The organism is Micromonospora sp. PRAS1 (assembly GCF_059553435.1).
On the sequence record NZ_JCANNB010000045.1, the window covers coordinates 16,088 to 31,143 of the forward strand.

15 protein-coding genes are annotated in these 15,056 nt (G+C 72.3%); 6 read left to right on the forward strand and 9 right to left on the reverse strand.

The genetic code is table 11. The features are described from left to right. Positions 1-7: 7 nt before the first annotated feature. On the reverse strand, positions 8-466 hold the full coding sequence (locus AC507J_RS28540) for a hypothetical protein (RefSeq protein ID WP_496292954.1): 459 nt from the start codon (positions 464-466) through the stop codon (positions 8-10). A gap of 104 nt (positions 467-570) precedes the next feature. Here AC507J_RS28540 and AC507J_RS28545 point away from each other — a divergent pair, with 104 nt between their 5' ends. Then, a complete protein-coding gene (locus tag AC507J_RS28545; RefSeq protein ID WP_496293010.1) occupies positions 571-1,668 on the forward strand; it encodes a calcium:cation antiporter in 1,098 nt (365 codons plus the stop codon). A 55-nt stretch (positions 1,669-1,723) separates the two neighbouring features. Here the strand turns inward: AC507J_RS28545 and AC507J_RS28550 are convergent, their stop codons facing one another. After that, positions 1,724-2,962: an RNA polymerase sigma factor gene (locus tag AC507J_RS28550; protein ID WP_496292956.1), complete on the reverse strand. Its 1,239-nt coding sequence runs from the start codon at positions 2,960-2,962 to the stop codon at positions 1,724-1,726. Then, the gene (locus tag AC507J_RS28555) at positions 2,962-3,351 is read right to left on the reverse strand and encodes a YciI family protein (RefSeq protein WP_496293012.1); all 390 of its coding nucleotides are present in this window, start codon (positions 3,349-3,351) and stop codon (positions 2,962-2,964) included. Before AC507J_RS28555 ends, AC507J_RS28550 begins: the two co-directional genes overlap by 1 nt. A 234-nt stretch (positions 3,352-3,585) precedes the next feature. Here AC507J_RS28555 and AC507J_RS28560 point away from each other — a divergent pair, with 234 nt between their 5' ends. Further along, positions 3,586-4,317, forward strand: coding sequence for a neutral zinc metallopeptidase (locus AC507J_RS28560; protein ID WP_496292958.1), 732 nt, complete (start codon positions 3,586-3,588; stop codon positions 4,315-4,317). A 143-nt stretch (positions 4,318-4,460) separates the two neighbouring features. After that, the gene (locus tag AC507J_RS28565; RefSeq protein WP_496293014.1) at positions 4,461-5,108 is read left to right on the forward strand and encodes an HAD family hydrolase; all 648 of its coding nucleotides are present in this window, start codon (positions 4,461-4,463) and stop codon (positions 5,106-5,108) included. An 84-nt stretch (positions 5,109-5,192) separates the two neighbouring features. Here the strand turns inward: AC507J_RS28565 and AC507J_RS28570 are convergent, their stop codons facing one another. The 5 genes from AC507J_RS28570 to AC507J_RS28590 all read right to left on the reverse strand — a co-directional run bounded on the left by AC507J_RS28570 (position 5,193) and on the right by AC507J_RS28590 (position 11,680). Continuing rightward, a complete protein-coding gene (locus AC507J_RS28570; RefSeq protein ID WP_496292960.1) occupies positions 5,193-7,742 on the reverse strand; it encodes an ABC transporter permease in 2,550 nt (849 codons plus the stop codon). Beyond that, a complete protein-coding gene (locus AC507J_RS28575) occupies positions 7,742-8,509 on the reverse strand; it encodes an ABC transporter ATP-binding protein (protein WP_496292962.1) in 768 nt (255 codons plus the stop codon). The genes AC507J_RS28570 and AC507J_RS28575 overlap by 1 nt, the downstream gene beginning before the upstream one ends. 277 nt (positions 8,510-8,786) lie before the next feature. After that, positions 8,787-9,473, reverse strand: coding sequence for a response regulator (locus AC507J_RS28580; protein WP_496292964.1), 687 nt, complete (start codon positions 9,471-9,473; stop codon positions 8,787-8,789). Positions 9,474-9,492: 19 nt separating this feature from the next. Beyond that, positions 9,493-10,692, reverse strand: a complete 1,200-nt coding sequence (locus AC507J_RS28585) for a sensor histidine kinase (protein WP_496292966.1) — start codon at positions 10,690-10,692, stop codon at positions 9,493-9,495. A gap of 76 nt (positions 10,693-10,768) precedes the next feature. Beyond that, positions 10,769-11,680, reverse strand: a complete 912-nt coding sequence (locus AC507J_RS28590; RefSeq protein WP_496292968.1) for a RecB family exonuclease — start codon at positions 11,678-11,680, stop codon at positions 10,769-10,771. A gap of 82 nt (positions 11,681-11,762) precedes the next feature. Between AC507J_RS28590 and AC507J_RS28595 the strand changes: the two genes are divergently transcribed. The 3 genes from AC507J_RS28595 (at position 11,763) to AC507J_RS28605 (ending at position 14,575) form a co-directional block, all read left to right on the forward strand. Then, positions 11,763-12,920, forward strand: coding sequence for a M50 family metallopeptidase (locus AC507J_RS28595; protein WP_496292970.1), 1,158 nt, complete (start codon positions 11,763-11,765; stop codon positions 12,918-12,920). After that, positions 12,917-13,924: a tRNA (adenine-N1)-methyltransferase gene (locus AC507J_RS28600; protein ID WP_496292972.1), complete on the forward strand. Its 1,008-nt coding sequence runs from the start codon at positions 12,917-12,919 to the stop codon at positions 13,922-13,924. Before AC507J_RS28595 ends, AC507J_RS28600 begins: the two co-directional genes overlap by 4 nt. Before the next feature lie 78 nt (positions 13,925-14,002). Then, on the forward strand, positions 14,003-14,575 hold the full coding sequence (locus AC507J_RS28605; RefSeq protein ID WP_341715926.1) for a hypothetical protein: 573 nt from the start codon (positions 14,003-14,005) through the stop codon (positions 14,573-14,575). Positions 14,576-14,613: 38 nt separating this feature from the next. On the opposite strand, the gene AC507J_RS28610 is transcribed toward AC507J_RS28605, so the two are convergent. Next, complete coding sequence (locus tag AC507J_RS28610) at positions 14,614-14,907, reverse strand: ferredoxin (RefSeq protein WP_496293016.1); 294 nt, start codon at positions 14,905-14,907, stop codon at positions 14,614-14,616. Positions 14,908-15,056 lie beyond the last annotated feature (149 nt).

Here is a 15,056-nt window from a genome sequence, read left to right on the forward strand (position 1 = left end):
TGGTGCCTCAACGCGTCGCCGTCCCGGCGGGCCGGGCGCGGCGTCCTGGCCGGTGCAGCCAGGGCGCGATCCGGGGCGCGGCACCGACCAGGGCGATCGCGAGCAGTGTGATCACCGCCTGCCCGATTCGGCCCGGTGTGATCCCGCCGGTCGGGTCGAGCACGTAGTTGGCGTAGCCGTTGGCCGCCGCGTCGGTGACCAGTACGGCGCAGCCGAGCAGCAGCCCCTCGATGCGGCGCAGGGCCAGCAGCAGCGCCGCGAGCGGGTCGAACAGGGTCAGGGAGGTGAAGTACAGCAGCAGCCAGGTGGGTGTCGTGGCGGTGTCGGGGCCGCCGGGTCGGAGGCCGAACAGGTCGCCGAGGTGCGCGATCCCGCCGTAGGCGAACACGCAGACGGCGACGATGATGACGAGGCGTACCCGGCGGGGCACGCCGGTCCAGCGTCGTGCCCGTGTCGCCGTGCTCATCAGCCCTCGTTCCGCCCGTCCGCGCGGCACCGATGCTAGCGGCTGGTCGGGGACTCTCGCCGCTTCAGCCACTGATGATCATCACGGCTGGCAGGATGAGGATCATGCTCGCGTTGCGCCGTACCATGACCACCTGGACCGTGTCCGTGCCGCTGGCCGCCCTCGTGGTGCTGGCACTGACCTGGAACCAGAAGCTCAGCGGCGTCATGGTGGTCGTGGTGGGGGCGTTCCTGGCCGGCGCGGTGCTGGCCGCCGTGCACCACGCCGAGGTCGTCGCGCACAAGGTCGGCGAGCCGTACGGCTCCCTGGTCCTCGCGGTGGCGGTCACCGTGATCGAGGTGGCGCTGATCGTCACCCTGATGATCAGCGGCGGGGAGAAGACCCAGTCGCTGGCCCGCGACACGGTCTTCGCCGCGGTCATGATCACCTGTAACGGCATTCTCGGTCTCTCCCTGCTCATCGGCGCGCTACGCCGACGGCTGGCGGTGTTCAACCCGGAGGGCACCGGCGGCGCGCTGGCCACCGTGGCCACCCTCGCCACGCTCAGCCTGGTCGTGCCGACCTTCACCATCGGCCGGGCCGGCCCGGAGTTCAACCCCGCCCAACTCACCTTCGCCGCCGTCGTCTCCCTCGCCCTCTACGGCCTGTTCGTGATGGTCCAGACCGGACGGCACCGCGACTACTTCCTACCCGTCGGCCGCGACGGCGAGGTGCTGCCCGAGGAGATGCACGCGGACCCGCCCTCCACCCGACGTGCCCTGGCCAGCCTCGGACTGCTGCTGGTCGCCCTGGTCGCCGTCGTCGGGGACGCCAAGTCCGTCTCGCCGGCCATCGAGGCCGGCGTCGCCGCGGTGAATCTGCCGCCGGCCTTCGTCGGTGTCATCATCGCCCTGCTCGTCCTGCTGCCGGAGACCCTCGCCGCAGCCCGCGCCGCGCGTCGCGACCGGGTACAGATCAGCCTCAACCTCGCCCTCGGCTCCGCGATGGCAAGCATCGGGCTGACCATTCCCGCCATCGCGATCGTCTCCATCTGGCTGGAGGGCCCGCTCCTGCTGGGTCTCGGCGGCACCCAGGTCACCCTGCTCGCGCTGACCGTCGTCACCGGTGTCCTCACCGTCGTACCCGGCCGCGCCACCCTGCTCCAGGGCGGCGTGCACCTGGTACTGCTCGCCGCCTTCGTCTTCCTCGCCGCCAGTCCCTGACCGGCCTCCAGCCGGCCCTGACCCGTAGCCGGCGATCGACCGGCCGCAGCGCGGATCACTCCCGGTCGAGACGGTCCGCCCGGGTGTTCAGGTAGCGCTGCTGCGCCAGGTTGGTCGCCCGCCCGGCCGCCGCGCGGTACTCGGCGCGGGCCGCCGCCGGGTCGCCGCGCCGCTCCAGCAGATGCGCGCGTACGGCGGGCAGCCGCGCGTCCCGGGCCAGCCGTCCGTCGGCCGCCACCGCGTCGACAAGCGCGAGCCCGGCGTCCGGGCCCTCGGTCATCGCCACCGCGACGGCGTGGTTGAGCGCCACCAGCGGGTTGTCGTCGAGCCGCCGCAGCGCCTCGTACAGCGCGGTTATCTGCGCCCAGTCGGTCTCCTCGACGTTCGCCGCCTCGTCGTGCAGTGCGGCGATCGCCGCCTGGATCTGGTACGGGCCGACGCGGCGCCGGGGCAGCACCTCGGTGACCAGGGCGACGCCCTCGGCGATCTGGTCGGCGCGCCAGCGGGAACGGTCCTGTTCGGCCATCGGCACCAACTCGCCGTGCGCACCGGTACGCGCCGGCGCGCGGGCGTCGGTGAGCAGCAGCAACGCCAGCAGCCCGGTCACCTCCTCGGCGTCGGGCAGCGCCCGGTGCAGCAGTCGGGTCAGCCGGATCGCCTCGGCGGCCAGGTCGGGCCGGAGCAGTCCCGGGCCGGAGGTGCTCGCGTACCCCTCGTTGAAGATCAGGTAGAGCGCCCGCAGCACGGCCGCGAGGCGCGCGGGGTGCTCGGCCGGCGTGGGCATCGCGAAGGGCAGGCCGCTGTCGCGGATCCGCTGCTTGCCCCGGGTGATCCGCCGGGTCATCGTCTCCTGCGGCACCAGGAACGCCCGAGCCACCTCCGCCGTGCTCAGTCCGCCCACCGCGCGCAGGGTGAGCGCGACCTGTGACGCGGCGGGCAGCGCCGGATGGCAGCAGAGGAAGAGCAGGATCAGCGTGTCGTCGCCGTCGGGCGCCGCCTCCACCGCAGGCACCGGGCGCCACTGGTCGAGCATCCGCCGGCCCGCGACCTCCTCCCGTCGTCGCCGGGCCTGCTCAGCCCGGAGCAGGTCGGTCAGCCGGCGGGCGGCCACGGTGATCAGCCAGGCCCGGGGATTGTCCGGTACGCCGTCGCGGGGCCAGCCGGTGGCCGCCGCGATCAGCGCCTCCTGGGTGGCGTCCTCGGCGGCGTCGAAGTGACCGTAGCGCCGCACCAGCGCGCCGAGGACCTGCGGCGCCATGCCCCGCAGCAGGTCCTCGACGGCCGGTACGCCCATCAGTACAACTCGTCGGTGTGCTCGGCGATCGGGCGGATGTCCACGTACTCGCCGGGGTTGTCGGGGTTGACGAACCTGGCCGCGATCTCGGCCGCCCGGTCGAAGCTGGCGCACTCGACCACCGTGTAGCCGGCCAGCACCTCCTGGGTCTCCGGGTACGGTCCGTCGGTGACCAGCGGCGCGCCGTCGCGCACCTGGACCCGCCGGGCGTGCACCGGGGCGGTCAACCCCTGGGCGTCGACGAGTTCGCCGGCGTCGGCCAACTCCTGGTGCAACTTGCCCATGTACGCGTGCATCGCGGCGACCTCCTCCGCCGACATGGCCGGCCGGTCGGTGGCCTGGCCGGCCATCGCGTCGTAGTCGCGCTGCGAGCCGTACAGCATGATCATGTATTTCACGGGTGTCTCCTTCGCCTCCGGCGCCGCACGGTGCCGGTCACCGGAGACGTCGGAGCCGCACCGCCGATCCGGACACGGCCGGCCGCACCCGATGGCGACCCTACCGGCCGACCCGTTCGCCTCGGTCTGAACCAGTTGGCGCGGTAGGCCGTAGCAGACGGCAAAGGGCGTGACGGCCGTACCGTCGGGGTACTGGATCCGGCAGCGCCGAGGCGGGAGGATGCGGTGGCGGTAGCTGGGCGAGGGCAACGTCAGGGAAGGCTCGCCGGCCTTGCGGTGGCGCTGGTGGCGGCCGCCGCCTGCATGGTGGAGCCGGTGGACGGTCCGGCGGCCCCGACCGAACCACGGCAGTCGGCGTCGCCGAGCGGCGAGGTGACCCGGGCCGACGGCACCGACACCGTCGAGGAGTTTCGGCAGGACATGGCCGACGCCCAGCGGCTCGCCGAACGCTACTGGGCCGACCAGTTCGAGGACTCCTCCTTCCAACCGATCCGGCAGATCATCCCGTACCAGCGCGACGGTGAGATCTCCTGCGGCGGGCAGGAGGTGCCGCGCAACAACGCGGTCTACTGCACGGTGAGCGACTTCATCGCGTACGACATCAACTGGTCCTTCGGCGCGTTCCGGCAGATCGGCGACGCGTTCGTGTTCTACCTGCTCGGTCACGAGTACGCCCACGGCGTGCAGACCCGGCTCGGCATCCGCTACAACTTCACGATCCAGCAGGAGTTGCAGGCCGACTGCATGGCCGGGGCGTACCTCGGCGACTCGGTACGCGCCGGCCGGCTCACGCTCGACGACGGTGACCTGGAGGAGTTCAACGAGGGGTTGCTGGCCGTCGGCGACGACCCCGGCCAGCCGTGGTTTGCCGAAGGCTCGCACGGCACCCCGGAGCAGCGCTCCGAGGCGTTCTTCCGGGGCTACGAGCGGTCGCTGTCCGCCTGTGGCCTGAGTTGACGGAGGTCACTGCGGCGGGCACCGCCGGGTACCGGTCGCGGCCCGGCTGACAGGATCGGCCGGGTAGCCGTAGGTGCCCGGCCGGTCAGGAAGGTCGCCACCGTCAGCCGAGGAGGATCGTGACCAGTCGCCATCCCGCCGCCGTGCTCTTCGACATGGACGGCACCCTGGTCGACAGCGAACGGCTCTGGGACGTCGCGTTGGCCGAACTCGCGCAGACCTACGGCGGCACTCTCTCCGCCGCCGCGCGCCGCGCGATCGTCGGCACCGCGATGGCCGACTCGATGCGCATTCTGCACGACGACCTGGGCCAGCCGCACCGCGATCCCGAGGTCAGCGCGGAGTGGGTCAACGCCCGGATCCTGGAACTGTTCCGTACCGGGTTGCAGTGGCGCCCGGGGGCGCTGGCGCTGCTCGACGCGGTACGGCAGGCGCGGATTCCGACCGCCCTGGTGACCTCCAGTGGCCGGGCACTTGTCGAGATCGCGCTGGACACCCTGGGCCGGGAGAGCTTCGACGTGGTGGTCTGCGGCGACGAGGTCGATTCGGCCAAGCCGCACCCGGAGCCGTATCTGACCGCCGCCCGGCTGCTCGGGGTACCGATCGAGCGCTGCGTGGCGATCGAGGACTCACCGACCGGGGTGGCCAGCGCGGTGGCGGCCGGGGCGGCGGTGCTGGCCGTACCGGCTGAGGTGCCGCTCGCGCCTCGCGACGGCGTCCACCAGTTGGAGAGCCTGCTCGCCGCGGACCTGGAACTGCTGGCCGGGCTGCTGCACCGCGCCTCCGCCTGAGCGCCGCCGCAGAGAAGGGCCCCTGGCGTTAACCAGGGGCCCTTCCTATGCACGAGGCGTTAACAAGGGGCCCTTCCTTGCACCTCAGTCGTGGGCGATGGCGCCCAGGACGTTGATTCGCGCGGCGCGGATCGCCGGTAGGACCGCGGCGATCACGCCGATCATCGCGGCGAGGCCGAGGAAGACGCCCATCTGGCCCCAGGGCAGCACCAGCTCGGTGATCCCCTCGTCCTTGAGCGCCTCGACCACCGCGGCACCCAGGCCGCTGCCGACGACCACGCCGAGCAGCGCGCCGAACACCGAGATCACCACGGCCTCCACGGTGATCATGCCCATGGTCTGCGAGCGGCGCAGGCCGATGGCGCGCAGCAGACCCAGCTCACGGGTCCGCTCCAGCACCGACAGGGCGAGGGTGTTGATGATGCCGAGCACGGCGATCACGATGGCCAGGGCCAACAGGATCTGGATCATCTGGAGCAACCCGTCGAGCTGGCCGGTCTGCTCCTCGAGGAACGCCTCCCGGTCGGCAACCGACACCTCCGGGCTGTCCGCCAGCAGCGCCTCGATCCGCGGCAGCACATCGCTGACGCCGGTGCCCGATTCGAGCTGGATGAAGGCCTGCATCGGCTGGGTGACGCTGAAGTTGCGGGCGGCGTCGGCCGGCAACATCACCGGCCCGAAGATCGGCGAGCTCTCGTAGATGCCGGTGACGGTGTAGGTCTGCGGCTCACCGCGGGCGAGCTGGACCGGCACCGTCGAACCGACCGAGAGCCCGCGGGACTCCGCCGTGTCCGAGCTGATCAGCATCTGGCCGGCGGCCAGCCGGTCGATGTCGCCGGCGGTGGCCTCGGCCCCGTAGATCTGCCGCATCGCTGCCGGCTCGGTGACCGCACCCACCCAGGTCCGTTCGTCGCCCACAAGCGCCATGTCGCCGTACTGGCCGTCGACCATGCGAACCCCGGGGATCGCCTTCGCCTCGTCCAGCACGGCCGGATCGAAGGTCGGCGGGCGGGGGCCGCTCTGCACCCCGGCGATGACCAGTTCCGCCTTGACGTTGTCCTGGATCAGCCCGGTGATGCTGCTCTTGGCCGAGTCGAGGATCACCGTGATGCCGGTGACCAGCGCGATGCCGACCATCAGCGCGGCGGCGGTGATCGCCGTACGGCGCGGGTTGCGACCGGAGTTGAGCCGGCCCAGCTTGCCCGGCACCCAACCGGAGAAGATCGCGCCGAGCGCCGCCACCACCGGCTTGCTGATCAGCGGCGTCAGCAGGGCCACCCCGATGAACGCGAAGAGCACGCCGCCGAGGATGGTGGCCAGGGTGTTGTCACCCGCGTGGCCGCCCAGGCCGAGGAAGAGCAGGACGGCGCCGACCGCGGTCACCAACGCGCCGGCGACGGTGATCTTGGTCAGTGGCCGGTCGGGCGTGGCCACGTCCTGCATCGCCGCGATCGGTGGGATCCGCGCGGCCCGCAGCGCCGGCAGCAGCGCCGCCAGCACGGTGATCACCAGGCCGACGCCGAACGCGCCGATCACCGCCGACGCGGGCACCGCCACCCCGGCCAGCGCCAGCCCACCGGCGAGGTTGCCGAACAGGTACGCCAGCAGCGCGCCGATGCCGATGCCGGCGGCCAGGCCGAGCAGCGAGGCGATCAGGCCGACCGCGACGGCCTCCAGCACCACCGACCCGATGATCTGCTTGCCGCTGGCGCCGACCGCCCGCAGCAACGCCAGCTCCCGGGTGCGCTGCGCCACGATGATCGAGAATGTGTTGAGGATCAGGAACGTGCCGACCAGCAGGGCCACCGCGGCGAAGCCGAGCAGGATCCGGTTGAAGAAGGCGAGCCCTTCCTTCAGCCCGGCAGCGGCGTCGGCGGAGAGCTGCTCACCGGTCTTGACCACGAAACCGTCACCCACCGCCGCGGCCACCGCGTCGCGCAGTTGCTCGTCGGAGACGCCGGAGGCGCCGGTGACCACGATGTTGTTGTAGACGTCCGGCTCGCCCAGCATCAGTTGCTGCGCCACCGGCGTGGTGAACATGACCTCGTTGACGCCGCCGAGGGAGTCCCGGTCGCCGCTGTAGCCGAAGATCCCGACGATTGTGAAGTCCCGGCGGGGCTCTAGGGTGAGCACCCCCACCCGGTCACCGAGCGCCACCTTGCCGGCGTCCGCCAACCCCTTGTTGATCACGATTTCGTCGTCGGCCTGCGGCTCCCGGCCCTCCCGCAGGCGTACCAGATCACTCTCGCCGAGCCAGTTGCCGCCCAGCTGCGGCGGCCCGAACGAGGTGACCGCCTTGCCGTTGCTGCCGATCAGCCGGGCCCCGTCGGTGGCGATGACGCCGGTGGCCTCGGCCACCCCGTCCACCGCCCGCACCGTCTCCAGGGTGGCCGCCGGGAAGGGCGCGGCCAGCTGCTCGCCCTCCATCTCGCCGAGTTCGAGCCGCGGCTTGGCGGCCACGTTGACGTCGACCTCCTCGTACGCGTCGGCGAAGATCTGGTCGAAGGAGCGGCCGAGGGTGTCGGTGAGCACGAAGGCGCCGGAGACGAACATGACGCCGAGCACCACCGCCAGGCCGGACAGCACCAGCCGGACCTTGCGGGCCAGCAGGCTCTTCAGAGTCGCCCGGAACATCAGCCTGCCACCTCGGCGGGAGTGTCCAGCTTCTTCATCGTGTCCAGCACCGTGTCGGCGGTCGGCTCGATCAGCTCCGAGACGATCTGCCCGTCGGCGAGGAAGACCACCCGGTCGGCGTACGCGGCCGCCGTCGGGTCGTGGGTCACCATGACGATGGTCTGGCCGTGCTCACGCACCGAGTTGCGCAGGAAGTTCAGCACCTCGGCACCGGCGCGCGAGTCCAGGTTGCCGGTCGGCTCGTCGGCGAAGATCACCTCGGGGCGGGCGACCAACGCCCGCGCGCACGCCACCCGCTGCTGCTGGCCGCCGGAGAGCTGCGCCGGCCGGTGGTCCAGCCGGTCCCGCAGCCCGACCGTGTCGATCACGATGTCGTACCACGCCGGATCGGGCTTGCGCCCGGCGATCGAGAGCGGCAGCAGGATGTTCTCCTTGGCGGTCAGCGTCGGCAGCAGGTTGAACTGCTGGAAGATGAAGCCGACCTTGTCCCGGCGCAGCTTGGTCAGGCCGGCGTCACCCAGCCCGGTGACGGTGGTCTCGCCGACCTGCACCGTGCCCCGGGTCACCGTGTCCAGCCCGGCCAGGCAGTGCATCAGCGTCGACTTGCCGGACCCGGACGGACCCATGATCGCCGTGAACCGGCCACGTTCGAACTCGGCGCTTACCCCCCGCAGCGCGATGACCTGAGCTTCACCGCTGCCGTACACCTTCCACACGTCGTTCGCCCGAGCTGCCGCCGATGCCGGCTGACCTGTCGTAGCGGTCACGTCACGTACCTCTCCGTCGCTGTCGAATCGCACCGCCCCCGCTGGTCCGGCGCGAGTCCATCATCTGTGCTGCACAGCGGGGATCCGTCCGACTCCGGGCGGAGCCGGGGCGGATTTCCGGCTGCGGGTACCCCCCACTCGGAGTCAGGGTTGTCCCCGACCCCACGCCGACCACATCACGGCCGACGTCAGAACGATCATCAACCCTCTCACCACGAGAGGGTCAACCGCTGCGCGCACCAGATCGTCACGGTAGGTGATGGATGCAACGAACGCGTTACGCCCCAGGCCGGACCAGGCCCGTCTCGTACGCCAGCACCACCGCCTGCACCCGGTCCCGCAGCCCGAGCTTGGTCAGCACGTGCCCGACATGGGTTTTGATCGTGGTTTCGCTCACCGACAGCGCCCGGGCGATCTCGGCGTTGGACAGGCCCCGCGCGACGTGCACCAGCACCTCCCGTTCGCGCTCGGTGAGCGTACTGAGCGCCTTCGGCGGCGACGCCGCCGGATCGGGCAGCACGTCGGCGAAGCGGTCCAGCAGCCGGCGCAGGATCCGCGGGGCCACCACCGCGTCCCCACCGGCCACCGTGTGGATCGCGGTGACCAGGTCCTCGGCCGGTACGTCCTTCGCCAGGAAGCCACTCGCTCCGGCCCGCAACGCGCCCACCACGTACTCGTCCAGGTCGAACGTGGTCAGGATGAGCACCCGCACGGGCAGCCGCGCGTCGACGATGGTCCGGGTGGCGGTCACCCCGTCCATCCGGGGCATCCGGATGTCCATCAGCACCACGTCGGGCAGCAGCCGGCGGGACAACTCCACCGCCTCCACCCCGTCGCCCGCCTCGGCCACGATGTCCAGGTCCGGCTCGGCACCGAGCACCATCCGGAACCCGGTGCGCAGCAGCGGCTGGTCGTCGGCGAGCAGGATGCGCACCGGCCGGGCCGGCGCCGTCGGGTCGACCATTCAATCCTCCCAGGTGGCGCTAACGGGTGACGCCGTCGGCCAGCGGCTCCACCGGGATCCGCGCGTACACCCGGTAGCCACCGCCGGGCCGCGCTCCGGTCCGTAGGACACCACCGTAGAGGGCGACCCGTTCCCGCATTCCGACCAGGCCGTGGCCGACCCGCTGCGGGTGCTCCGGTGCCGGTCCCCGGCCGGTGTCGGTGATCTCGACCTCCAGGGCACTGTCGGTGAAGCTCACCCGTACCTGCGCGGTGGCCGTGCCGGCGTGCTTGAGCGCGTTGGTGAGCGCCTCCTGCACGATCCGGTACACGGTAAGCGCCTCGCCCTCCTCCAGCGGCCCCGGAGTGCCCTGCACCGTCAGCGTCACCGGCAAACCGGCCTCGCGGACCTGCTCGGTCAGCGCCTCGATGCCGGCGATGCCGGGCTGGGGCGCCAGGTCGGCCGCCGGCTCCGCCTCGGTACGCAGCACGTCGAGCAGCCGGCGCAGCTCCCGCAGGGTGGCCCGGCTGGTCTCCTCGATGGTGCCGATCGCCTCGGCGGCGGCGTCCGGGTCACGGCGCAGCACCCGGCGGACCCCGGTGGCCAGCACCCCCATCACGCTTACGTGGTGTGCCACCACGTCGTGCAACTCCCGGGCGATGCGCCGCCGCTCGTCGGCCACCGCCTGGTCGGCCAGGGCCCGCTGGTTGGCCTCGGCGGTCCGGGCCCGCTCCCGCAGCGCCTCGGTGGAGGAGCGCCGGGCGTGCACCGTACGCCCCACCGAGAACGACACGATCCCCACCAGCAGGTTGTTAGCCACCACGTAGGCCGCGCTGATCTGCGGCAGCACCTCGGGCGACGCAAGCGTGTTGGCTGCCGCCACCGGCACCCAGAGCAGCACCGCGGCCAGCAGCGCCGGACGCATCGGCCGGTACGCGGCCAGCGTGTAGGTGAGCACGACGAAGGTGAAGCTCTGCGCGGCCGGCGCCACCTTGAACGCGACGGGCAGGACCAGGGTCGCCAACGCGGCCAGCACGGCGGCCCACGGCGCGATCCGGCGCACCAGCACCGGTGCGGCGCAGAGCAGGCTCCACCCCAGCGCCGCCGGCAGCGACCGCGGCCAGAACTCCCGCGGGGTGAGCAGGGTGAACACGACCTCGCCCAAGACCAGCCCGCCGGCCAGCAGCGCGTCACCGGCCAGCGGACGCCGGCGTAGCCACTCCCTCAGCTCGGTACCCACGCCCCGACGCTAGCCGCCCCCGCCGCCGAAAGATCGTCTTGCGCGGTGAGTCTGCCCTCATCCCTGGGGAGGAGACCTACTCGTCGGCGCCGGGCTGCGCCGGCCGGGAGCGGGCGTCACGCAGCGGATCCGGCGCCGCCGCCTGCTCGGGGAAGGGTGGCGGGGTGCCACCGTAACTGGGACAGTGCGCCTGGTGGCTGCACCAGTCGCAGAGCCGGCTCGGCCTGGGCCGGAAGTCCCGCGCGGCGGTCGCCTGCTCGATCGCCCGCCACAACGCCACCACCGTGCGCTCGAACCGCACCAACTCCTCGGCGTCGGGGGTGTAGTCGCACACCTCGGCGTCCTTGAGGTAGAGCAGGCGCAACACCCGGGGGACCACGCCCCGGGTGCGCCACAGCACCAGCGCGTAGAACTTCAGCTGGAACAGCGCCCGGGCCTCGAACGCCTCACGCGGCGCCCCGCCGGTCTTGTAATCCACCACCCGCAGCGCGCCGTCCGGTGCCACGTCGAGCCGATCCAGGTAGCCCCGGATCAGCAACTCGTCGTCGACCACGGCGGAGATCAGGGCCTCCCGCTCGGCCGGCTCCAGCCGGCGCGGATCCTCCACCGTGAAGTAGCCCTCCAGCAGGGCCGCCGCCGAACGCAGGAACTCGGCCGGATCGGCGTCGGCGAAGAGCCCGGCCAGCTCCGGCTGCTCGGTGACCAGCCGGTCCCACTGCGGGGCCACCAGGTCGCCGGCGGCCTGCGGGGTGCGCCCCGCCGCCGGCAGGTCGAACAGCCGCTCCAGCACCGCGTGCACCAGCGTGCCCCGGGCCTGCTCGATGGTGGGACGCTCGGGTAGCCGGTCGATGCTGCGGAAGCGGTAGAGCAGCGGGCAGGTCTTGAAATCCGCAGCCCGCGACGGGGACAGCGACGCCCGCACCGTGGCCGGCAACTGCGTCGGAGTCGGAGTCGGAGTCTGCGTACTGATCACCGGATCCGCCGTCATGCCCGGAAGAGTAGGGCACCGGTGTGACAGGACGGCCAGCGCCGCACCGGTACGTGATCTCCCGCCGCGTAGCATCAGCCCGATGGAGCGCAGCAGGAGATCGCGGCCGGCCCGGCGTCCCGGCCTCCAGGTGGGTCGGGTCTTCGGGGTGCCGCTCTACCTGAACGCCTCGATCCTGCTGCTCGCCCTGCTGATCATCGTGCTCTACGGCGAACTGGCCGGTCAGCGGTTGCAGCTCTCCCCGGCCGGCGGCTACCTGGTGGGCGCCGGCTTCGTCGTCTCGCTGCTCGGCTCCGTGCTGGCCCACGAACTCGGCCACGCCCTCACCGCCCGGCACTTCGGCATCGGTGTGCGGGGGATCACGCTGGAACTGCTCGGCGGATACACCGAGATGGACCGGGACGCGCCCTCGCCCCGAGTCGACCTGCTGGTCTCACTGGCCGGCCCGGCGGTCTCCGCGGTGCTCGGCGTGGCCGCGGTCGCCGCGATGCTGGCCCTGCCCGACCGCACCGTGGCCGACCAACTCGCCTTCCAACTGGCCGCGAGCAACATCATCGTCGCGCTCTTCAACATCCTGCCCGGGCTGCCGCTGGACGGCGGGCGGGCACTGCGCGCCGTGCTCTGGGCACTGACCCGGGACCGGCACCGGGCCACCGAGGTGGCCGGTTGGGCAGGCCGGGTCCTGGCGGTCGCCACCGCCCTCGCGGTCGCCCTCCTCTACGCGATCGACGTGCTCAGCCTGCTCGCGCTGCCGCTTACGGCACTTGTCGCACTGACGCTGTGGCACGGCGCCGGCCAGTCCATCAGGCTCTCCCGGATCAGCCGCCGGCTGCCCCTGGTCGACCTGGCCCGACTGGCCCGCCCCACCCTCGCCGTACCCTCCGGCACCCCGCTGGCCGAGGCGCAGCGCCGGGGCACCGAGGCGCAGGCGACGACGAGTCAGCCGGTCGCGTTGCTGGTGACCGACTCCGCCGGCCGGCCGGTGGCCGTGGTCGACCCGGCCGCCGCGGCCGCCGTACCACCGGAACGGCGGCCCTGGCTCGCCGTCGACATGGTCGCCCGATCCGTCGCCGACCTGCCGAGGATGCCCGTGGCGACAAGCGGGGAACAGGTGCTGGAGACCGTACAGGCCCACCCGGGCGCGCAGTACCTCGTGACGGCAGGCGAAGATGTCGTCGGCATCCTGCACATCGCGGATCTGGCTCAACTGCTCGAACCTCACCGGAAGATGAACACGTGACCGTGACCCATTCGACCCCGGCCGCCCCGGGCACCGACGTGCCCGCCGAGACACCGGAGCTGCCCGCCGTACGCCGTGGGCCGTTCCGGCCCGGTGACCGGGTGCAGCTGACCGACCCGAAGGGGCGGATGCACACGGTCACCCTGGAACCCGGCAAGGCGTTCCACACCCACCGGGGCATCCTCGAACACGACGCGCTGATCGGCCTGCCCGACGGCAGCGTGGTCACCACCTCCGGCGGCGGTACCGCGTTCCTGGCGCTGCGCCCGCTGCTCTCGGACTACGTGCTCTCCATGCCCCGCGGCGCCCAGGTGATCTACCCCAAGGACGCGGCGCAGATCGTCGCCATGGGCGACATCTTCCCCGGCGCCAAGGTGCTCGAGGCCGGCGCCGGTTCCGGCGCGCTGAGCTGCTCGCTGCTGCGCGCGGTCGGCACCGACGGCGAACTGCACTCGTACGAGCTGCGCGACGACTTCGCCCAGATCGCCCGGCGCAACGTCGAGGCGTTCTTCAACGGGCCGCACCCGGCCTGGCGGCTGCACGTGGGAGACGTCGCGGAGTGCGCCGAGACCGGTTTCGACCGGATCATCCTGGACATGCTGACCCCGTGGGAGAACCTCGACATGATCGAGCGGGCCCTGCTGCCCGGCGGGGTCTTCATCGGCTACGTGGCCACCACGCCGCAGCTCTCCGAGCTGGTCGAGGCGCTGCGCGAGCGGGGCGGCTGGACCGAGCCGCGGGCCTGGGAGTCGCTGGTGCGGGACTGGCACGCCGAGGGGCTGGCCGTGCGTCCCGACCACCGGATGATCGCCCACACCGCCTTCCTCGTCTCCGCGCGTAAGCTCGCACCGGGGGTCACCGCCCCGCCGCGCCGGCGCAAACCCAGCAAGGGCACCGAGGCGTACGCGCAACGGCGGCAGGCGCTGCGCGAGGCGGAGGCGGCGCGACAGGCGACAGGCGACGGGACGCGACCCGAGGCGATGCAGGAGGCGGACAGGCCGTGACGGCGGAATGGGGCGGCTGGGCGTGAACGGGCTGATCCTTCCGGCCCAGGTCGGCGCCGAGCGCAGCGAGGTGACGGCATGAGCCGTCCTGGATTCGGCGGGGGTGACCTGCCCGCCGTCTTTCCCGACTGGTCCCCCTACACCGATCTCGAATCGGCGGCCCGGGCCTACCTGCGGGACCCGGACGTCGCCCTGGAGGCGCTCGGCGGAGTGCTGCGCGGGGCGTCCGTGCTCGGGTTCACCCTGGAACGCTTCGTCAACGAGGTGAACGGGGTGTGGCAGGAGGTCGTCGTCTGCGACGGCAGCCGGCTGGTGCTCTGGCACGGCGAGGACGTGCCGGCGGGGGAGGGGCCGCCCGGTTCGATGACCTCGTCGCTGCGGGTGGTGCCGGTCTCCTCGGTCACCGAGGTCGGCTGCCGCCGCCGGCTGTTCCGGCACGACAACGGCGAGATCCGGGTCGACAGCATCGACGTCTACCTGCTGCTGACCTCGCTGGACGAGACCCCGCCCAGCGAGGAGGCCGCCGGCGCGCCCCGGCACGACGCGTTGCGATTCGGCAAGACCCTCGACGACGGCGGCGCCGGCCAGATCGCCCGGCTGGAGGAGTTCGCCCGACTGGTCGCCTCGGTGGTCGGTCGTCCGCTGCTGTAGCGGGCGGTCGCGTCCGCGCGTTCAGGTCGCGGGCGCGGTCACTCCTCGGCGTCCGGCCCGGCCACCTCGACACCGTCGCTGCCCCGGACCACGTGGATGCACTCGCCCGGGCACTCCTTCGCCGAGTCGATCACCTCGAGGCGCAGGTGCTCCGGGACCGCCACCCGTTGGCCCGGCGCCTGCCGCAGCTCACCGTCGGGGCCCTTGACGTACGCCAGACCGTCGACGTCGAACTCGAAGACCTCCGGTGCGTACTGCACGCAGAGCCCGTCGCCCGTGCAGAGATCCTGGTCCACCCAGACCTCCAGCTGATCGGTCGCGACCTCGGCCACCGGTGCACCCCCCATGTTCTCCCGTCCCACCCCCCGACGGTACCCGAATGCCGGTACCCGCCCGCCAACCCACCCTTGGCGATCAAGCTTCGGTGACGGGCGCGTTGCGGAGGACCGAATCGGGCTCATAGCGGCTAGTGTTAGGTCAG